Origin of the sequence: Sphingobium xenophagum, assembly GCF_002288285.1 — a bacterium.
Classification (GTDB): Bacteria; Pseudomonadota; Alphaproteobacteria; order Sphingomonadales; family Sphingomonadaceae; genus Sphingobium; species Sphingobium xenophagum.
In genome coordinates this window covers 554,373-574,785 of sequence record NZ_CP022745.1, presented here as the reverse complement: position 1 = coordinate 574,785, position 20,413 = coordinate 554,373, and the positions used below count along the sequence as shown (strand labels likewise).

Here is a 20,413-nt window from a genome sequence, read left to right as displayed (position 1 = left end):
GGCGGGCAATTCGCCGCGACGGCCCGCGCTTCCATCCCTGCATGCAAGCGACTAGAGCGGCGGCATGACATTTGCGCTCAACATCTCCCGCTCCATCACTGGCCAGCCCTGGAAATGGCGGGGGAGGGGGCGGATGCGCGCGAACCGGGCTATGCGCCCGACGATCTGGTGACGCAATTGCTGCTGGCGCGCGGCTGTCCGCGCGACGCGCTGGATGCGCACCGCAACCCCACGATCCGCGCCTTCATGCCCGACCCCAGCCTGTTCCGCGACATGGATGCCGCCGCGGAACGGCTGGCCGACGCGGTGCAGCGGGGCGAGGATGTGCGCATTTTTGGCGATTATGACGTCGATGGCGCCACCAGTGCGGCCCTGCTCATCCGCCTGCTGCGCGACCTCGGACTCTCGGCGAAACCCTATATCCCCGACCGGCTGATGGAAGGCTATGGCCCGTCCGGTGAGGCGCTGGTGCGGCTGGCGGGCGAGGGCGCGACCCTGATCGTCACCGTCGATTGCGGCGCGCAGGCATTCGAGGCGCTGGCCATGGCACGCGACACCGGAGTCGATGTTGTCGTGGTCGATCATCATAAATGCAGCGCGGCGCTGCCCATGGCGCTGGCCCTGGTCAATCCCAACCGGCTGGATGAAGGGGACGAGGCCGCAACCCATGGTCATCTCGCGGCGGTCGGCGTCGCCTTTCTTCTGGGCGCGGCGCTGGTGCGGGTGCTGCGCGCCCGCGGCTGGTTCGCAACGCGGGCCGAACCGGCGCTGATGGAATTGCTGGACATCGTCGCGCTGGGCACGGTGGCCGATGTCGCGCAGTTGAAAGGCCTGAACCGCGCCTTCGTGGCGCAGGGGCTCAAGGTGATGGCCCGGCGGCGCAATATTGGCCTGGCCGCGTTGATCGACGCCAGCCGCCTGACCCGCGCCCCGCTATGCCATGACCTGGGTTTTGCGCTGGGACCGCGAATCAATGCGGGCGGACGTGTCGGGCAGGCCGATCTGGGGGTGCGCCTGCTGACCACGCAGGATTCTGCCGAAGCCGCGCGGATCGCCGAACAATTGAACCAGTATAATGAAGAAAGGCGCGCGATCGAGGCGGCGGTGCAGGAGCAGGCCGAGGCATTGCTGACGGCCCAGGACAATCGCGCCATAGCGGTGATCGCCGGGCAGGGCTGGCACCCCGGCGTCATTGGCATCGTCGCCGGGCGGATCAAGGAAAAGGCAGGCCGCCCAGCCATCGTCATCGCGCTGGACGAAGATGGCGTGGGCAAGGGATCGGGCCGATCGATCAGCGGGGTCGATCTGGGCGCGGCGGTGATGGCGGCCAAGGATAGCGGCCTGCTGGTCGCGGGCGGCGGTCATGCGATGGCGGCGGGGCTGACCGTGGCGGCGGACCGGGTCGATGCGCTGGCCGATTTCCTTGACGATCGGTTGTCAGGTGCCGTCGCCCGCGCCCGCGACGACCGGGCGCTGCTGATCGACGCCGTGCTGGCCCCCGCCGGGGTCAATCCCGACTTTATCGCCGCGATCGAGGCGGGCGGACCCTATGGCGCGGGCTGGCCAGCCCCCCGCATCGCTGCCGGGCCGATGCGCGTGATCAAGGCCGATGTCGTGGGCAACGGCCATTTGCGCGCGATCATGGGCGGGGAGGATGGCCGCTCATTCAAGACCATCGCCTTCCGGCAGGCCGAGACCGATCTGGGGCAGGCGATATTGGGCGCGCCGCGCGACCGGCGGCTATGGGTCGCGGGTCGGGCGAAGATCGACGACTGGGGTAGCCGCCCGGCCGCCGAACTCCATCTGGAGGACGCGGCCTGGGCGGATTGAGGGTGGAGAAATCCGACACAGGAAAAAGGGGGGTTGACCCCTGCGCCGTCTCCTCCTAATGCCCGCCTCGCTTCGCAGCGCCATCCGGTGGCGCCGCCAACGGCCCCTTCGTCTAGCGGTTAGGACGCGGCCCTTTCACGGCTGAAACACGGGTTCGATTCCCGTAGGGGTCACCATTTCGGGGATTTTCCGCAGATTTGCGAGAAACTCCGGGAGGTGCGCCCATACACAGAAGTCTGGTGGTCCATTTAGGTGGTCCATATGAGCACTCGACTGATCTCCCCCTTAAAGCGCAAAAACTCCTCGCAATATTGGTTTCGCATGATCGTGCCGCCCCGCTATCGGGAACAGGTTGGCAAGGCGGAAATCAAGCAATCACTTGGCACTGATGACTTGGGTGAGGCCCGACGCCTGTGTGCCGCTCGTCAGCATGACTGGCTGAAAAAATTCGAATTAATCGAACTTGAGCTCAAGGCACGGGACACTCTTGTCGGCACCGAGGCGATCGACGGCTATTTAAATAGGCTGTCCGTTGAGTTAGGCAGCATGGACAGAGCTATTTCCTACGAGCTGGAGGGCATCGCCTTAGCCGAAGCGGACCATCTCGAATGCCTGTCCTTGGAAGATCTGGGCCTAAAGCCGGGCGATAGTCATCCACTGTTGGGCAACCCCTACCCAGCCTATCGCGATTCTGCGACGCAGGCACTCATCCATTCGCGGCGTGATGCATTGACCGCTATCCGAAAGGGAGCTTTGTCCGGCAAGGAAGCGGTAGAACGCGCTCTGCATCTCGATTTCCTTTCCGTGACCCAGTCGACAGTTGAGGAAGCTTTTGAAGCTGCGGGCTTCAGGGTCGACCAGAATGATGCGCGATTCGCCATTGCTGCTCGTTATCTCCTTGATCGGTTAAACGAATATCCACTGAAAGAAGCGGAAGAAATGCGCGCATCCTGGCCGACGCCAGCCTCAATTGCAGCGCGAACTGTACCAATTGCTCCCCAAGCCAAAGCCCATAACCAAACTGAGCCAGCGTCTGCTGCGTCAGCGGGAACGGCTGCCTACGATAGCCCGCTCCGCCAAAGGATCATGGGCATGCCCACAGGGGCGATGACAATTTCCCAGGTGTATGAGGACTGGGCTGCCAAGCAGCCCGCTTCAGCCCGAAAGCTCTGCGATGAATGGCGGGTCTCTATCCGTCGTTTCGTCGAACTTTTCGGCGATATCGATGTTGTCGATGTCAACCGGGATATGATCATCGATTTTCGCGAGGCGATGGCACGGCTACCAACGCGACCGAAGAAGCATGTGGCATGCCTGCCGCTGCTGGATCAGATCGATGTTGCACGTGATCAGGACTTACCGCTGTTGGCGGGCGCCACGATTGGCAAGCTCGTGACCGGATTGCGGGTCACGCTGGAACATGCCGTCGATCCGCTTCGTCTCATCGCGTTTAATCCCGGCTCCACCGTCAAAGTGAAGGGGGCCAAAAGCGAGGTCGATGCTCGGTTGCCGTTCACACCGGATGAGCTGAACATCATTTATTCGGATGACATGATGACCGACCCCCATGCCAGCTTCCCTGATAGCTATTTTTGGCTCCTGATGCTCGCGCCGTTAAGCGGCATGCGGATCGAGGAAATGGGCAAACTACGCCCTCAGAATATCCGATGCGAAAAAGGTATCTGGTATGCCTCGATCGAACGAGACAGCAGGCGGAAGCGCAAGGCAGAAGATGCGGCTGGCATCGCCAACAAGGGCGCCAAGACCAGCAGCAGCTATCGTGACGTCGCCCTGCACTGGGTCATCATCGAAGCCGGCTTTCTTGGTTATGTCGAAAAGCAACGGCAGGCTCGCCAGGAATGGCTGTTCCCCGATCTTGAAGCCGACCAATATGGCAACCGGACGAAGAAGGCTTCTCGTGACCTCATCAAACATTTGCGCCGATTGGGCATTACCGATCAGGAAAAGGTCTTCCACTCCTTCCGCCATTCCATGCGGCGGGCCTGTCGGCACACATCGATGAAGGAGGAAGTCGCAGATCTCCTAGCCGGGCACGCACCCGACAGCGTCGGACGCAAATATGGCGCCGGCGCGGAACTGAACGTACTTCACAAGGCGGTGAACATGATCGAATATGAAAGCCTCAATTGGGCCCCTGTCATCGCTGCAGCCAAAACTCGAATGGCCAAGCACAAAACGGTATGACTGATTAAAGCCCTTGGTCATGCGCGGATATATTCCTCGATCAGTTCAGCCTTGGCTGCCCGCCACATCCTCCGCCGCTCGGCCTCTGGCTCGGGCTGCAGGATCATCGAGCATGGACTGGTGGAACGCCGCATCGTCCCGGTCGGAGACTTCTGAAGCATGTAGGCGATTATCTCATCGATGGATCGCCTCAATAGAAGACGCCATGCCCTATTTCCAATGGTCGCGCGGCGGCTTGCCAACTGCCGGTCATTCTCCGCCTGCGCCTGAATGATGAGGTCCAGATTGGCCCGAAGCGCGGCGACATGACGGCGGGCCAGGATGAGCTTCCTCCTCTCCCCTATGTCGTGTACGTTCAGTTCGTAAGGCGGCGGTTCCTCGATTTCCCGCGTCCAGTATCGGCAAGGCAGATGACCGATTCCGAAGATGTCGATCTCGGCCTGGGGGTATCCGTTTTCGATCAACCAGTCCTGCAGGCTCTGCCCCTCACCAAGAGTGAGGGGCTTGGGAAAGCCATAGCGCCAGCCATGGGGCAGATCTATCATCGTCACTTCCCGCATGAGCCGCCTTCCTTCTGAAAGCTGAGCCATGCGTTCCATGCATTATGGCAGCCACCGTCCGAGCAGACGTCGCGGGCCTGGCCGGTAAACCCATTCATCGAAAGCCGGCGCCCCGGGAGCAGGATATGGATGTGAGCGGCATTTGATGACCCCGCCAGATAGGGCAGATGGAGAACCATCAGTGCGGCGAGCTGCTCCTGACGCACAAAATAGCTCCGAACCCACGCTCGCACCTGCTCCCATCCCACATGCGGTGGCTGATCTGATGGCAGTGTCAGGGTAAACTGGGCGTAGCCGTTCCGCTCAGCCGCGGGCAGCATCGCATCATAGCGCTGCAGCAGATAGTTGAGGTCCATATATTCACCGCTGGCTGCGTCAGGCAGCAGCAGGTCATGACGCGATGCCTGGTGCCCGGCGGGCGTCAGCTTCGCCATAACCATGTCGGCTATTCCGGCACGATGGACATCCTGCTTGTAAAAGTAGCGGATATATTTGAAGCTCCCGTCCTTGGCAGGATCCAGCGGAAAGAAGGACAGGAACCCCGGTTGGTCGGCCGTGGCAGGCTTCGATTTGGCTTTGCTCATGCCGCCTCCTGCCACTGCGTGCTGGTCTGCCCCGCCAGCGAGAGGCCGGCCTCGAAACGCCGGGCGTCGGGGAAAGGCGCATGGGAGGAGAATTGCAGGCCGCGCCTGTGTGCCAGGATGAATGGCTGATCGGCATCATCGGGCGGGCAGAACCAGAAGCGATCCTCAAACCATGCGCGCTGATAGCCGGTGAACCACTGGTCGTCTTTGCAACGGTAAATGTCGTATTTCGCGACTGGACCAGAGAAGCGCGCGAGCAGCAGGTCCATACCATACGGCCTCGCGACCGCGCTGACGTCATTTAGCCCGATATTCGGCCCGGTCCGGGTCCCGACGATCAGGAGATTGGCGCCCTCCAGCAGCACGGCATGCTGCGTGTCCGGGAAGCGCCGCTCCGGGCTGAAGTCGACCGGCCCGCCAATATCTGCCGCCAGCATCATGATGGCGCGATGGGTTGCAGCTTTGATCCACGGCAAGCCGTTCGCGCTCCCGAAGGAGCACGGTGTAACATTATCCTGCATATTGAGAGACTTTCGCGTTGAGGGCGCGCGGCAGCCGAGCGGTGCCGCGCCTTGCCCCTTTTTTTCATTCCATTTGCTCAGCTACCTGAGCCACTTCGAATTTGGTCTTCGCCGCAACAGCGGCGCCTACTCGTCCGAGATGTCCTCCGACTTCATGTAAACCGTGACCACCGGCGGTCGTTCTGGCTTGGAAAAGCCCGCGCCATGGACCGGACAGAGGGTGGCAACGATGCGATTACGCATCAGCATTTCACCCGGATCGCCGCATTTTTGGCAGGTCACCGCGGACCGCTCTTCGGCTGCGGCGATATAGGGTTGTGCTTCGGGAACCCTGGGCTCGAGATGAACCCGGAGCGATCCGAATTTTTCCTTCGCCTCGCCCACGCAGGCCGCGATGCCGTTCGCCGCGAGATCAGACTATGGTTCCTCGCTAACGACTCGCAAAAAGGATGGAGGTCGGGAGTATGGAGCCATCCACATCTGCTTACTCGCCCGTCTGGTTATGAGGGGCTGCAACAGCCTTGGATTCCGGCGATTCCCGTTGGCGCAGGAAAATGGATAGAAGCACCAAAACTGCAGTCGAGAGAAATTCGCTTTGCCAGTTTTGGAAGGATTCAAACCAAAGCTGAGGATCGCCGAGATAGGCTATCGTTGTCAGCGGCTTTTCCCCATGTGCTATTGCATCCTGCGCTGCCACCCTGGCACTTTGGCTCCAGTGGATGACGAAAGAGATGACGAAAAGGGCGGCCAGAGCCAGGCCGAGCGATTGCGCATAGAGAGCGCGCCAGATTGGCCCCCATCGCAGGATTTTCGGTGCACCGGGCTTGCTCGCCTGGAGATCGAGGTCTGCGTCTCGCGGCGGGCCATCCGGGTCCTTGGACTCGGCCGAACCGCGCTGGATGAGGAAAGCTGTCAGCACCACATAGGCTGACATCTGAAGGAACTCGCTCTCCCAATTTTCAAAGACACTGGAGAGAAATTCGGGGCTGAAGCTGTAGGCGCTGAGCGAAAGCGCCTGTTCGCCATGGCGGTGCGCATCTTCGACCTGAACATGCCAGCCCGCGATCCATTGCCCGATAATGCTCGCTCCAAACAACAACAGCAGGACGAGCGTCAGTCCGTTGTTCCGCACCATGACCATCTTTCAATCCTCATGATCCTGTGGGTGACGGCTTCCTGGCTTTCGGTCCGTCGGTAAAGAATGCCACTCGACACTCCGTGGGCAGCAGTCCGGGGTTGAATGGACAAGTCTGCGCCGGCCCGCGGCACCCTGCCTGCGGACCGGCAGGGGCTATCAGATGATCGCGCCGACGCTGGTTGCGACGCTGTTGCGCTCGATAAACTGGTAGGCGGCTTCCGCGACATCCTGCCAGCCCGGTTCATTGCAGATATAGTGGCTGCGACCGGCGAAGGGCAGAAACTCGGTCAGGCTCGCGGCATCCGTGTACGCCTTGAAATTCTTCTCGGTGAGGTGCGCAGGGATGATCTGATCCTCTTCACCACCAATCAGAAGAAGTGGTGCGTGGGGTGCATCGAGATCGATCCTGCCATCCTCACCCATGCAATCGCGCAGCACATTGCGGCTGTCATGCGTAGCCGTCGCCTCGAACTCGGCTGTAGCCTCGGCTTCGCTGAGCGTGTTGGCGAAGGCGCCATGGAAGGTTTTTTCATCCATAAGCACAGGCGCATTGCCCTTCAGGGGGTTTGCGATGATCGCGCTGTTCTTGATGAAGCTCCAGTCGAGGTCGATCATCGCGTTAGGCGCGACCGAATTGATCGCAACGCCGCTCGACAGCAATCCGCGACTGAGCAGGATCTGGGTGATGAGCCCACCGACCGAATGACCGATCATGATCGGCAGGTCGTAACGCCGCACTTGGGCCTCGATCGCCTCGATCACCTCACGAAGGTGGAGATCGCCCAGGCCTTCAGGCGGGCTCTCACGCAGATCGACTGGGTTTCCCGCATGAAGCGGCCAGGCCGGCGCCACGCAATCATAGCCCTTCTCGCTAAAATAACTGGTCCATTTCTGCCAACTGACAGGATTTTGAAACATGCCATGGACGAATATTACGGTCTTCATGGAACACTCCTCGACTGGTGGGGATGGCCGAGCGAACGGCTCACGCCACTGTCCGTTCCAGCAGCCCAAGGCAGGATATTTACACCAGAAGAGGCTTGAGGGGCCATTTGTGGCGCGGCCCAGCGCATAGCGCGGTGCCAAAACTGATCTCTATCAATAAGATTTATGCTGCCGGTCATGGGACTATTGTCGAGACCGTCGCGTTGATGGGTGGCGAGACCGAGGATCGCCTTTGATGCGCCCATACATGCTGGCGCAGCCTATTTTCCCATGTCCAAGGAGCTATGCCCATGAGCCATGCGACAGACGATGCCCCTGCGGCCACTGCAAAGTCGAGCGAGCAGAAGAAAGAGGCCGCAACCGCCGTTGAGGGGGCGGGCCATGAAAGCCTCATCGGCAAGTCCGTGACCATCAACCGCCCTCGCACCGAACTTTTTGCCTATTGGCGCGACTTCAGCCAGCTGCCCAGCTTCATGGATAATGTGGAGCGCGTGGACATTCTGGCCGCTGGACGCTCCCACTGGGTGGTGAAGGCGCCGGCGGGAAAGACCGTCGAATGGGATGCCGTGATCACAGAAGAGATAGACGGTGAACTGATCGCCTGGACTTCTGTCGAAGGCGCTGACGTCCCCAATAGCGGCCGAATCGAATTTCGCGACGCAGGCGAACGCGGCACCATCGTCACGGCTACCATCACCTATGATCCGCCCGCCGGCTTCATCGGCAAGATCGTCGCCAAGATGTTCCAGCGTGAACCGGCCATTCAGGCGCGGCGCGATCTGCGGCGTTTCAAGCAGCTTATGGAAACCGGTGAGGTCGCCACTGCCGCCCGCACCGCAAAGCAATTTGCCGAGGAGAAGAACTGATGCGCGCGCTCACCTGGCACGGCAAGCATGATGTCCGCGTCGATACCGTCGACGACCCTGAAATCCTCAATCCGCGCGACGCCATCATCAAGATCAGTTCGACCGCCATATGCGGTTCGGACCTGCACCTTTACGATGGCTACATCCCGACCATGAAAGCGGGCGATATCCTTGGTCATGAGTTCATGGGCGAGGTGGTCGAAACCGGCGCAAAATCGACGTTGAAGAAGGGGCAGCGGGTCGTGGTGCCTTTCACCATCGCCTGCGGGAGCTGCTACCATTGCGGCAAGCACCAATATTCCGCCTGTGATAACGGCAATCCCGCCGATAATCAGGATATTGGCCAAGAAATGTATGGCCAGCCAATGTCCGGACTGTTCGGCTACAGCCATCTGACCGGCGGCTATGCAGGCGGGCAGGCCGAATATGTCCGGGTGCCATTTTCCGATGTTGGTCCGATCGTCGTTCCCGATGGGTTGGATGATGACCAGGTCCTGTTCCTCTCCGATATTCTCCCAACCGGCTGGCAGGCGGCCGAATATGCGGACATCGAGCCGGGCGATACCGTCGCCGTCTGGGGCTGCGGGCCGGTAGGCCTGTTCGCGGTCCAGTCCGCTTTCCTGATGGGCGCGCAGCGGGTGATCGCGATCGACCATTTTCCTCATCGGCTGGAGCTGGCGAAGCGCTTCGGCGCGGAAACCATCAATTATGAGGAATCGAAGACATATGAGGCGTTGATGGAGATGACCGGCGGCATCGGTCCTGATGCAGTCATCGACGCCGTCGGCCTTGAAGCGCACGGCTTCTTCCTCGACAATGTGGTCGATCAGATCAAGGCGTCGATGTTCCTTGGCACCGACAGAACCCATTCGATCCGACAGGCCATTCATGCCTGCCGCAAGGGCGGACGCGTCTCCATGCCGGCCGTTTATGGCGGCTTTGTCGATAAGTTTCCGCTGGGCGCCTTCATGGAAAAGGGTCTGACGCTTAAGACCGGCCAGACCAGCGTCCAGCATTATATGCCCGCGCTGCTCGATGCGATCGTCGAGGGCAAGATCGATACGACCTTCCTCATCTCGCACCGCATGGGGCTGGAGGATGCGCCCAAGGGCTACAAGATGTTCCACGACCAGCAGAATGAGGTGACCAAGATCGTGCTGAAGCCCGGCCTTGATCGCGTCGCTGCGTGAGGAGAAAAGACATGGCTGATAAATTCGCAATCATCACCGGCGCATCGAGCGGGATTGGCGCTGAATTGGCAAAACTGGCGGCCGCAGATGGCTATGATCTCCTCGTCGTTGCCGACACGCCCTTTGCCGATGCCTCGGCTGGACTCGCAAGCTTGGGCGTTGCGGTCGATACGCTGGAGGTGGACCTTTCGACCGTCCAGGGTGTCGATCAGTTGCTCGATCGCGCCGACGGGCGACAGGTCGACTTGCTCTGCGCCAATGCGGGGCATGGCCTGGGACATGCGTTTCTCGACCAGCAACTGTCCGATTGGCGCCATGTCATCGACACCAACATCACCGGCACCATCTACCTTCTTCACAAGGTGCTCGGCCAGATGGTGGCGCGCGATGCGGGAAAGATTCTGGTCACCGGCTCGATCGCCGGTTTCATTCCCGGCAGCTTCAACGCGGTCTACAACGGCAACAAGGCTTTCATCGACAATTTCACCGAAGCGCTGCGCAATGAACTGAAGGATCATAAGGGCGTCACGCTGACGACGCTGATGCCCGGCGTGACCGACACGGAATTTTTCGACCGCGCCGGCCTGGGCGCCGACACTGCGGTGGGTGCCGACGATAACAAGGCCGATCCGGCCAAGGTTGCAAAGGATGGCTGGGACGGGCTCTTGGCCGGAAAGGGCCATATCGTTTCGGGCTTCTCGAACAAGCTGCAGGTCGCAGCAGCGGGTCTAGTTCCACAATCAATATTGGCTGAGCAGCATCGTAAAATGGCTGAGCCCGGCAGTGCGCAATAGGAGGCTGAGATGTCCGAAGACACCCGCAAGGTAGCGCGAGGGCCGCTCGGCGATGCGCGTCCAGACCATGAGGCTGAGGATGATCGGCCTAAGGGAAAGCCCTCCGAAAAGGTCGAGGACCGGCCTAATGTCGGCACGGTGAAACCCGAGGACTATCCGGCCGGGGATCGTGACAGCGCCCGCCCGGATTGAGATGTTTCAAACTATCGCCGGAGGTCCGATGATCAGACCGATCCCTTATACGCCCGACGTCGAACGGATTGACCAAGATGAGGCGGACGTAAATGCCGAACTGGCGGATACTTTCCGCCAGATCATTGAGACCACATATCGTGATCTGGGCCACGGGTTTCGCGGCGTCCATGCCAAGAGCCATGCCCTCCTTCAGGCGCGCGTTCGCGTGCTTGAAGGATTGCCGCCTCACTACGCGCAGGGCGTTTTTGCCGAGCCGAAGAGCTATGATGCTCTGATAAGAATATCCACCGGTGCTGGCGACATATTGCCTGACAGCGTCTCATTGATCCGTGGCTTTGCAATCAAGCTCGTCGGCGTCGAAGGCGAGCGGCTGGCAGGGAGCGAAGGCGACAGTACGCAGGACTTCCTGTTCGCTAATGGCGTTGCCTTTCCGACCCCAGGTCCAAAGAAGTTCCTCCCAAACCTGAAGCTGCTCGCCAAGACCACCGACAAGGTCGAAGGACTCAAAAAGGCAGTATCTGCCGTCTTTCGAACGGCCGAGAAGGGCGTCGAAGCACTGGGCGTCGAAGCACTGGGCGGCGAGAGCGCCTTGCTTGAGCAGCTTGGCGGCCATCGCCACACCCACCCCCTTGGCGAGAGCTTCTTCACCCAGGCGCCGATCCGTTATGGCGACTATATCGCCAAACTTGGCGTCGTCCCGCTCTCAGAGAATTTCAAGGCGCTCGAAGGCCAGGAAATCGACATCGCCGGTCGTGACGATGCGCTGCGCGAAGAGATTGCCAGCCTGCTGGCGGCGCAAGGCGGTGAATGGGAAATACGCGTTCAGCTTGCCCGTGATCTTGCTGCCAATCCGATCGAGGATGCGTCGGTTGCCTGGCCTGAAGAGGACAATCCCTATGTTGCGGTCGCGGTCATAAGCATTGCGCCACAGCCGAGCTGGACCTGGGACAGAGCGCGAGTGCTCGACGATCAGACAGCGTTCAACCCCTGGCATGGGATCAAGGCGCATCGTCCGCTCGGTGCGGTGATGCGAGCGCGTAAAGTGGCCTATGCTGCGTCGTCCGAGCTGCGCGGGCGGTTGAACGGCTGCCCTTTCCATGAGCCGTCAAATGCGCAGCTACCCGATGCCGAATAAGGAGAGATGCGATGCCGAAAGGTGACAAGTCGAGCTATAGCGACAAGCAGAAACGCAAGGCCGCCCATATCGAAGAGGGCTATGAGGATCGCGGCGTTTCTCACAAGGAGGCCGAGCGCCGCGCCTGGGCGACGGTCAATAAGGAATCCGGCGGCGGAAACAAATCGGGTTCCGGACGCGGCAAGGCTGAAAATCATGACAGTTCGCGCAAGGGCGGACGCAAAGGCGGTTCCAGCCAGAGCGCTTCCGACCGGTCGGCTGCCGCAAAAAAGGGTTGGGAAACGCGGCGACGTAAAGGCAACGCCTGATTTCCTGTCTCCATGGGCAATCATGACCAGGCACCAAAGCCCTAATCTGCAAACAGGAGAAGATCATGGCCCTCAAAGCGCTGGCGATAAACTGTACGCTCAAGGCCGATACAACGGATGAGAGTTCAACCGATGCAATGATTGCCGTCCTCGAAAAGGCCTTTGCAGATGTGCAGGTCGAGGTGACCGAAACAGTCCGTGTTGCGGCGCTCGACATCAAGCCGGGCGTTAAATCTGACGAGGGGGAAGGTGACGAATGGCCCGCCCTGCGATCGAAGATACTGGCTCATGACATTTTGATTTTCGGTGGTCCGATCTGGATGGGCCAAGTTGGCAGCGTCGCCAAGCGCGTGCTGGAGCGGATGGATGCTTTCTTGTCCGAGACTGACGAGCAGGGCCGCATGCCAAGCTATGGAAAGGTCGCTGTGGCTGCGATCGTCGGCAACGAAGACGGCGCCCATTTTTCATCCGCTCAGCTATTTCAGGCCCTGAACGACGTCGGATGGACGATCCCGGCTGTGGCCGCATGCTATTGGGTGGGGGAAGCAATGGGATCGACGGACTTTAAGGATCTGGACGAAACGCCAAAGATGGTCACCAAGACCGCGAAGATGGTGGCGGGCAATGCCGCGCATCTTGCGGGCCTCCTGAAAGCCAGTCCTTATCCAGGATGATGCGCGGCGCTTTAACACTCGATTGAGACGGTGGAACCAGGCACGACGCCATTTGCCGATTATGGCTCGGCCTGACCCCGCCATCTGTCGAGAGCGGATCGGTAAGCCTTGTCTTCCCGATCTCGCCGCTCTTCCAATTTAGCCAGAGCCAAATCCCGCTTTGACCGGAGGGTCTCCCGCTCTTGTCGCAGGTCAGCTATCCGACGGTCGATTTCCGACAAAGCGTCCGCGAACTGTCGCCTTTGCTTTTCCAAAGCATGCGTAGCATTGTCGAGCCTGCTCCGACTGGGCTTTGGTTTGGGCTTCGCTCGCACCAGGCTGGGAGCCACGCTGTTCCCGTCCTGCCCTTTTCGCCCCGACTTGGCGCGGCGCGGCCGAGGGGTGCCCGCAGCCGCGAGGTGCTGCGCTGGCGTGCCGCGAGGCGCCCGGATGACCTTGCCTGGCTGTGCGAGCGCCGCCTTGGTGAGTTGCGGATCCGTGACTATCTCAGCCATGCCGCTGGCGAACAGGTTCGACCTTGCTCCCCATGCCTCCAGCGCAGCCTTCTGGCTTTTAGCAGCGACATAGGCATCCTCAAATCCGGCCGAGGTTCGAAAGACTTTGAAAGGACGCTGGGCGATCCCCGCACAACGCAGGTCGGGGGCTGCCGGTCCCACAAAAGGCATCGACTTGACGCGCTGATAGACCGCCTCCTTCATCGCATCGTCATAGACGGTGGTGCTCCAGCCCGCCGCCGCGACGTCGATCGGGCGGCTGCTGCCATCCGACAGAGCGGCGCCGATGCAGAACGGGTCTGACGCATGAGGACCGGGATCGACCTGCAAATAGCCCATGACCCTCCGATCATCGGCAAGATCGCATGACAACGCAGTTGATCGATGGCGGAACATCCTGAAGCACAAGCCGTCTCCTTGGTACCCCTCACAAGGAGAAGCCATGATGTCGATGACCGTTGCCGAACTTTTGGTGCAGACCCTCGGCCAGATTGGCGCCCATCAGGTCTTCGGCATCGTAGGGGACGCGCTTAATCCCTTTACTGACGCTATCCGCCGCCAGGAGGTCGTCCGGTGGATTGGTGTCAGGCATGAGGAAGGTGCCGCCCTGGCGGCTACCGGCCAGGCGAAGTTGACTGGCAGGCTCGGGGTATGTTGCGGCACGACTGGTCCCGGCGCCAATCATCTGGTGTCCGGGCTATATGAAGCGCGCAAGGATCACGCGCCGGTGCTCGCCATTTCCGGCGGCGTCGCATCTGCCAAGCGTGGTACGGATTATTTGCAGGAGGATGATCCTGTAGCGCTGTTTGGCGACGTCGCGGTTTATAGCGAGATCATTGCGTCTCCCCAGCAGGCAGCCTCCGTGATCCACCAGGCTATAGCGCAGGCCTATGGCAATCGGGGCGTCGCGCATATCTCGATTCCGCCGGACATTTTTTCTGCGAAGGTCACCGCGTCCGTGGCGAGCATCGCCACGCTGCGGCCGCGGCCCGAAGTAGCGCCGGCAACCGAGGACGTCGCAGGAATAGCTGCGCAAATCGGCGAGGCGACCAAGGTCGCCGTCCTGTGCGGCCATGGCTGCCATGGCGCCGCAGCCGAACTCAGCGCCTTGTCGGACAGGCTCCACGCTCCCCTTGTCCACACCTATCGTGGCAAGGACATTCTCCCCTATGATGACCCGCGCTGGATCGGTGGTGTCGGTCTCATCGGAGGTCGTCCCGGTGTCGATGCTCTTGCCGATGCGGATCTTCTACTCATGCTGGGGACCGACTATCCCTATTCGGAATTTCTCCCCAAGGACGTAAAAACCATCCAGATCGACGAGCGCGCCTTTGCCCTTGGACGGCGGACGCCGGTCACGCTCGGCGTGGTGGGTTCGGTCAGGCCCGCTTTGCGCCTGTTGCTCGACCGCCTGCCGCAACGGTCCGACACGCATTTCCTGGATAAGGTCAACGCCGACCGCGCAGCCTGGAACAGGATGCTCGATGAAAAGGCTGCTCTCGACCGGTCACATGACAAGCTTCATCCGCAGGTCGTCGCCCGGGCGATCAGCGACCGGGCAAGCGACAATGCCATCTGGGTGACAGATACTGGAGAGGTGACCTTGTGGGCGTCGAACTGGTTGCGCCAGTCGGGCCGTCAGCAAATTACCGGCTCATTCAACAATGCGGCGGTCGGCACAGGGCTTGGCATTGCCAATGGCGCGCAGGCGCTGGACCTGCAACGCCAGGTGATATTGCATGTGGGCGATGGCGGTTTCACCATGCTGCTCGGCGAATTCATGACCGCGGTAGAGCATGCGCTTCCAGTCAAGATCGTCGTCTATGACAACAGCGGCTGGGGCCTTGTCCATCTGGAAATGGAGGGGGCTGGCGTGCCCCCATCGCCTGGCTCCGTTTTCCCGAACATGGATTTCGCCGCCTTTGCGCAGGCGTGTGGCGTTCAGGGATTTCGCGTTGAAAAGCCTGCCGAGCTTCCGGCTGCGGTCGACCGCTGGCTAGGGGCAGAGGGGCCGGCCATCCTTCATGCCATCGTCGATCCTGATGAGATACCCGCGATGCCCCACATTGAGCCGGGCCAGGCGGCGCGCTTTGGCATTTCCAAGATCAAGCAGGCCATCAATAGCCTTTCACCATTTAGGCGCTCACCGCCGCAATAGCCGCTATGATGAAGAGGCCTACATCGGTTTCTTGGCAGACTCGGTGGCATCAGGAGAGGAAGCTATTTCCCTGATTTCGATCAATGTGCCATTTGTTGACACAGTCTTGTGTTGTCGTCATCCCCGCTGCCATGCGCAATCGCCTTTCCAGAAATGTCTCCCTTACCGCCGAGCTTGATCGCTTCATCGAGGCCCGGCTTGAAGCTGGCGAATATGGCAATGCCAGTGAAGTGGTACGCACTGCGCTCAAGCTCCTGCGAGAACGGGAAGAGGTTGCATCCGCCGACCCATTCTGGTGGCTGAAGGGCAGCGGAGAATCGATCGATCTGATGCGCCGGGTGGACTGGGCGTCAACGCAGCTTGGCACTCCCTCGCGCTGGTCGGCGCAGTTGCGCGCTACGGTCAACAATGTGCTGAACTCGCCGGTGCCAAAGGTCCTCATGTGGGGACCCGAGCATGTCATGATCTACAATGACGGCTATGTCGCCATTGCAGGCGATTATCACCCTAAGGCGATGGGCGGGACCGTTCCGGGGATCTGGCCGGAAATCTGGGAATTCAATAGGCAGATTCTGGCGTCCGGCTTTGGCGGCGAGGTGGTTTCCCACCTTGACCAGCCCATGGTTCTCAATCGCTATGGCACGCCTGAAGAAGTGATCTTCGATCTCTTCTACACGCCAATCTATGATGAGGACGGCAAGGTCGGTGGGGTGATGTGCACCGTCATCGAGAATACCGAGAAGGTCGAAGCGCAGCGGGCGCTGGCCAAGAGCGAGTCGGAATTGCGCATCATCACGGATTCGCTGCCGGTCCTGATTTCCTATGTCGACAGGGATCATGTCTATCGCTTCGCCAACAGCTTTTACGAAGATTGGGTCGGCAAACCGCCATCCGAAGTGATTGGTCGCCATATTAGAGACGTCGTTGGCGAAAAGACATATGTGGCCCGCCTGCCGCTGATCGAGCGGGCGATGGCGGGCGAATGGGTGGTGGCCGATACGACCATGCCACATCGTTCGGGAGAGGACCGGGCCGCCGAAGTGCGTTATATCCCCCGGATCGAGGCAGACGGCTCGGTTGCGGGCTTCCATGTGCTGGTGTTCGATATCGAGGATCGCGTCCGGCGCGAAGCAGCTCTTGAACGTCAGGTCCAGCATCGTGAACGGGCGGAGGAGCAGCTGCGCCATCTCAACGAGACGCTCGAAACCCGTGTGGTCGAAGAGATGGCAGAGCGGCGCCAGGCCGAGGCGATTCTGGCGCAATCGCAGAAGATGGAGACGATCGGTCAATTGACCGGCGGCGTCGCTCACGATTTCAACAATCTTCTCCAGGTCGTCTCCGGCAATCTTCAGCTGCTGGCGCGCGACATTGCCGGCAACGAAAAAGCCGAGACCCGGGTTGCCAACGCCATGGCTGGCGTCACCCGCGGCGCCAAGCTCGCTGCCCAATTGCTGGCTTTTGGCCGGCGACAGGCACTTGAACCCAAGGTCGTCAATGTGACGCGCTTCGTGCGCGACATGGATGACATGCTCCGCCGTGCGATCGGCGAGGGCATCGAAGTCGAAACGATCGTGGGCGGCGGGCTCTGGAACACGTTCGTCGATCCTGCGCAGGTCGAAAATGCCTTGCTCAACCTTGCCATCAACGCCCGCGATGCGATGGAAGGCCAGGGCAAGCTTACGATAGAATTGGGCAATGCCAGCCTCGATGATGAATATGCCCGCAGCCATAGCGAGGTCGCGCCCGGCCAATATGTGATGCTGGCTGTCACCGATACTGGCAGCGGCATACCGCCGGAAATCATCGAAAAAGTGTTCGATCCATTCTTCTCAACCAAAAGCGAGGGCAAGGGCTCGGGTCTTGGCCTCTCCATGGTCTATGGCTTCGTTAAACAGTCGGGTGGACATGTCAAAATCTACTCGGAGGTCGGCGAAGGCACGACCATAAAGCTCTATTTCCCTCGTTCAGTCGAAAATGAGGATCTCGAGGTCGAACTGGACAGCGGTCCGATCCGCGGCGGCAGCGAGACAATTCTGGTCGTCGAGGATGACGACGCCGTCCGCGCCACGGTCGTCGAGATGCTGAATGATCTTGGCTATGGCGTCCTCAAAGCAGTCGATGCTTCGAGCGCGCTCAGCGTGATCGAGAGCGGCATCCAGATCGACATGCTGTTCACGGACGTCGTCATGCCGGGCCGGCTCAAGAGCGCGGAACTCGCCCGCATGGCGCGCGAACGGCAGCCGGACATCGCCGTGCTGTTCACCTCGGGCTATACGGAAAATTCCATCGTCCATGGCGGTCGCCTCGACGCAGGCGTGGAATTGCTCTCAAAGCCCTATTCGCGCGACGCGCTCGCACGGAAGTTCCGCCATGTGCTGGCTAACCAGCGCCAGCGCAACCTCGCCCGCACGATGTCCGCTCGCCCGGCGCCGGACGACAAGCCGGAGCGCCGCAATGCGCTTGCGCTGATCGTGGAAGATGATGCGATCATCCTGGCAAACACCGCCGAGCTGGTAAAGGATCTCGGCCTCACAGTCATCGAGGCGCTGAGCGCTGAGGATGCTGTTTCAGCGCTCCAGACGACCCATGTCGATGTGCTGATCACCGATGCGAACCTGCCGGGAATGACAGGCCCCGATCTTGCGGCGAAAGCTCGTCAGATGTTGCCTCATATCGGCATCATCTTCGCAACAGGTGACACGCAGCTCGATTATGATCGGTCCGCGCCCAAAACGGTGCTGCTCGCCAAGCCCTATGATGGCAAGGCGCTTTCGCAGGCTCTCGCGGAGGTGGGTATCGACCCGATTTCGGTCAAGATTCGAACCCCGAAAAGCAGTTCGAGCGACTGAAAAAGCACAGGGCGCTGATCTCGATCAAGACGGAAGCCGTCGTTCCTCCGCAGGACAAATGCTATGTCTGGCACCAGTCCATCATAAAGCGGGTAACGCCCATGGCACCCATCCAAGTTGCACCCTTATTCTCCCTGGCCTCTCCAGACGATGTGGAGGAAGAGACCTCGGATGTGGCGCTGCTTCATCGCATCAGCGTCGAGCTTATCGGCGAGCAGGATCTGGGTGAACTCTATAGCAAGATCGTGGCAGCAGCAGTTGCGATTACCCAGTCGCAATTTGGCACGATGCAGCAGCTGTGCCCCCCGGGAGATCCGTCTGGCCATGGCGGCGAGTTGCAACTCCTGGCCCATTGCAACCTTCCCCCGGAAGCCCTGGAATTTTGGCGATGGGTAAGCCCTGCGGCGCATAGCAGTTGCACAATGGCCCTGCGCTTCGGGCAGCGAGCCGTCATTCCGGATTATGAACTGTGGGATGAGATTAGCAATACACCGGATCTTGAGGCATTTCGCCGAGCTGGTATCCGCTCCGCACAAACCACCCCCTTGCTATCCCGCAATGGCAAGTTGCTCGGCATGCTATCGACCCATTGGGCGGCTCCGCACGAACCATCCGCGCGCGACCTGCGCCTCCTCGATATTCTTGCTCGCCAGGCAGCGGACTTGTTGGACCGAACAATCGCGGAAGAGGAACTGCGTAGACTGAATGAATCGCTGGAAGTCAGGATCGAGGAGCGCTCGCGCGAATTGCTGGCGGCTGAAAACCAGGTCCGTCAGATGCAGAAAATGGAAGCGATCGGCCAGCTGACCGGCGGCGTTGCCCATGACTTCAATAATCTTCTGACGATCATTCGTTCTTCGGCGGAATTGCTTGGTCGGCGCGAACTGCCGCGTGACCGGCAGCAAAAATATATCGACGCCATTTCAGAAACCGCCGACCGAGCAGCAAAGCTGACAGGGCAGCTCCTCGCCTTCGCCCGTCGGCAGGCTCTGCGACCCGAGATTTTCGACGCCGTCGCCCGCGTGGAAGCGGTAGCCGACATGCTGAGGACCGTGGTGGGCGCGCGTGTCGATCTCATCGTTACGTCTGAAGGGGAAGGCTGCTGCGTCGAAGTCGATGCAAGCCAGTTCGAAACCGCGCTTGTAAATCTCGCGGTGAATGCGCGTGATGCGATGAATGGAGAAGGGCGCATCGAAATCTCGATCGTGCCTGCCGGTGGTGTTCCGGCGCGACGGGGACATGCCGCTGCCAAGGGCGACTATGTGAAAGTCTCGGTGATCGATGCTGGATCCGGGATCCCCCCAGAGCAGCTGGAGCGTATCTTCGAGCCATTTTTCACGACCAAGGAAGTGGGCAAGGGCACGGGCCTCGGCCTTTCCCAGGTCTATGGATTCACCAAGCAATCGGGTGGTGAGATCGACGTTGTCAGCAAAGTTGGTCAAGGCACGATGTTCAGCCTGTATCTTCGCCGTGTCACCGCATTGAACGAGAAGGGCGCAGACATTGCGGCAACGCGGATCGATGCGTCGGAAGCAAGCATTCTCATCGTAGAGGATAATGACCAGGTCGGTGAATTTGCGTCTCAACTGCTTGGCGATCTGGGATTCGCAACCCAGCGGGCAACCAATGCGCTCGAGGCGATCGCCATTTTGGAAATGGCTCACGACGATGTCGATATCATATTCTCTGATGTCGTCATGCCGGGGATGAATGGCGTCGAGCTGGGCAAGAAAATCCGGGCGCGCTGGCCCGACAAGACGGTGGTTCTCACCAGCGGCTATAGCCATGCCCTGGCCGAAGATAGCGGGCACGGATTTCCACTTCTCCATAAACCCTATTCGGTAGAGGAATTATCTCGCATCCTCCGCGATGCGGCCGCCTGAGATTGGCCCGGCGCTCTTGATGTGAGAATATGAAGGCGTCTCAGCGTTGCGTGTCGGGTGCCTTTAGTCCAGGCCGGTATGAGG

General features: G+C 60.3%; 18 protein-coding genes, 1 tRNA gene and 1 pseudogene. 13 read left to right on the top strand and 7 right to left on the bottom strand.

Annotated elements, in window-relative coordinates; all coding sequences use genetic code 11:
* The first annotated feature begins 64 nt into the window (after nt 1-64).
* The 3 genes and pseudogenes from recJ to CJD35_RS02825 all read left to right on the top strand — a co-directional run bounded on the left by recJ (nt 65) and on the right by CJD35_RS02825 (nt 4,035).
* Nucleotides 65-1,830, top strand: a pseudogene (gene recJ / locus CJD35_RS02835) (single-stranded-DNA-specific exonuclease RecJ).
* A gap of 101 nt (nt 1,831-1,931) precedes the next feature.
* Nucleotides 1,932-2,006, top strand: a tRNA-Glu gene (locus CJD35_RS02830).
* A gap of 85 nt (nt 2,007-2,091) precedes the next feature.
* The gene (locus CJD35_RS02825; protein WP_081600891.1) at nt 2,092-4,035 is read left to right on the top strand and encodes a site-specific integrase; all 1,944 of its coding nucleotides are present in this window, start codon (nt 2,092-2,094) and stop codon (nt 4,033-4,035) included.
* A 17-nt stretch (nt 4,036-4,052) separates the two neighbouring features.
* Here the strand turns inward: CJD35_RS02825 and CJD35_RS02820 are convergent, their stop codons facing one another.
* From CJD35_RS02820 to CJD35_RS02795, 6 genes are all read right to left on the bottom strand, one after another.
* On the bottom strand, nt 4,053-4,634 hold the full coding sequence (locus CJD35_RS02820) for a hypothetical protein (RefSeq protein ID WP_174703636.1): 582 nt from the start codon (nt 4,632-4,634) through the stop codon (nt 4,053-4,055).
* Nucleotides 4,583-5,179, bottom strand: coding sequence for a hypothetical protein (locus CJD35_RS02815; protein WP_017500176.1), 597 nt, complete (start codon nt 5,177-5,179; stop codon nt 4,583-4,585). Before CJD35_RS02815 ends, CJD35_RS02820 begins: the two co-directional genes overlap by 52 nt.
* Entirely contained in the window at nt 5,176-5,619 is a 444-nt protein-coding gene (locus CJD35_RS02810) for a hypothetical protein (protein ID WP_017500177.1), read from the bottom strand. The genes CJD35_RS02815 and CJD35_RS02810 overlap by 4 nt, the downstream gene beginning before the upstream one ends.
* Nucleotides 5,620-5,826: 207 nt before the next feature.
* Nucleotides 5,827-6,084, bottom strand: coding sequence for a hypothetical protein (locus CJD35_RS02805; protein ID WP_017500178.1), 258 nt, complete (start codon nt 6,082-6,084; stop codon nt 5,827-5,829).
* A 100-nt stretch (nt 6,085-6,184) separates the two neighbouring features.
* Nucleotides 6,185-6,835 (bottom strand): DUF6766 family protein, encoded by a 651-nt coding sequence (locus CJD35_RS02800; RefSeq protein WP_244917205.1) that lies wholly within the window; start codon nt 6,833-6,835, stop codon nt 6,185-6,187.
* A gap of 159 nt (nt 6,836-6,994) precedes the next feature.
* Complete coding sequence (locus tag CJD35_RS02795; RefSeq protein WP_244917204.1) at nt 6,995-7,924, bottom strand: alpha/beta hydrolase; 930 nt, start codon at nt 7,922-7,924, stop codon at nt 6,995-6,997.
* A gap of 149 nt (nt 7,925-8,073) precedes the next feature.
* Between CJD35_RS02795 and CJD35_RS02790 the strand changes: the two genes are divergently transcribed.
* From CJD35_RS02790 to CJD35_RS02760, 7 genes are all read left to right on the top strand, one after another.
* A complete protein-coding gene (locus tag CJD35_RS02790) occupies nt 8,074-8,649 on the top strand; it encodes an SRPBCC family protein (RefSeq protein ID WP_017500181.1) in 576 nt (191 codons plus the stop codon).
* Nucleotides 8,649-9,839, top strand: a complete 1,191-nt coding sequence (locus CJD35_RS02785) for a zinc-dependent alcohol dehydrogenase (protein WP_095686787.1) — start codon at nt 8,649-8,651, stop codon at nt 9,837-9,839. The genes CJD35_RS02790 and CJD35_RS02785 overlap by 1 nt, the downstream gene beginning before the upstream one ends.
* Nucleotides 9,840-9,850: 11 nt before the next feature.
* The gene (locus CJD35_RS02780; RefSeq protein ID WP_095686786.1) at nt 9,851-10,633 is read left to right on the top strand and encodes an SDR family NAD(P)-dependent oxidoreductase; all 783 of its coding nucleotides are present in this window, start codon (nt 9,851-9,853) and stop codon (nt 10,631-10,633) included.
* Nucleotides 10,634-10,642: 9 nt separating this feature from the next.
* On the top strand, nt 10,643-10,825 hold the full coding sequence (locus tag CJD35_RS02775) for a hypothetical protein (RefSeq protein ID WP_095686785.1): 183 nt from the start codon (nt 10,643-10,645) through the stop codon (nt 10,823-10,825).
* A gap of 28 nt (nt 10,826-10,853) precedes the next feature.
* Nucleotides 10,854-11,963, top strand: coding sequence for a catalase family protein (locus tag CJD35_RS02770; RefSeq protein ID WP_095687179.1), 1,110 nt, complete (start codon nt 10,854-10,856; stop codon nt 11,961-11,963).
* Between the two features lie 11 nt (nt 11,964-11,974).
* Nucleotides 11,975-12,271: a hypothetical protein gene (locus tag CJD35_RS02765; RefSeq protein ID WP_037506434.1), complete on the top strand. Its 297-nt coding sequence runs from the start codon at nt 11,975-11,977 to the stop codon at nt 12,269-12,271.
* A gap of 65 nt (nt 12,272-12,336) precedes the next feature.
* Entirely contained in the window at nt 12,337-12,945 is a 609-nt protein-coding gene (locus tag CJD35_RS02760; RefSeq protein WP_095686784.1) for a flavodoxin family protein, read from the top strand.
* Between the two features lie 59 nt (nt 12,946-13,004).
* On the opposite strand, the gene CJD35_RS02755 is transcribed toward CJD35_RS02760, so the two are convergent.
* Nucleotides 13,005-13,778 (bottom strand): hypothetical protein, encoded by a 774-nt coding sequence (locus CJD35_RS02755; RefSeq protein ID WP_157742272.1) that lies wholly within the window; start codon nt 13,776-13,778, stop codon nt 13,005-13,007.
* Between the two features lie 103 nt (nt 13,779-13,881).
* Between CJD35_RS02755 and CJD35_RS02750 the strand changes: the two genes are divergently transcribed.
* From CJD35_RS02750 to CJD35_RS02740, 3 genes are all read left to right on the top strand, one after another.
* Nucleotides 13,882-15,597 carry a thiamine pyrophosphate-binding protein gene (locus CJD35_RS02750; RefSeq protein WP_244917203.1) on the top strand — a complete coding sequence of 572 codons (1,716 nt, stop codon included), beginning with the start codon at nt 13,882-13,884 and terminating at the stop codon, nt 15,595-15,597.
* Between the two features lie 131 nt (nt 15,598-15,728).
* Nucleotides 15,729-18,446 (top strand): type II toxin-antitoxin system ParD family antitoxin, encoded by a 2,718-nt coding sequence (locus CJD35_RS02745; RefSeq protein WP_095686781.1) that lies wholly within the window; start codon nt 15,729-15,731, stop codon nt 18,444-18,446.
* Between the two features lie 101 nt (nt 18,447-18,547).
* Nucleotides 18,548-20,329, top strand: coding sequence for an ATP-binding protein (locus tag CJD35_RS02740; RefSeq protein WP_095686780.1), 1,782 nt, complete (start codon nt 18,548-18,550; stop codon nt 20,327-20,329).
* Nucleotides 20,330-20,413 lie beyond the last annotated feature (84 nt).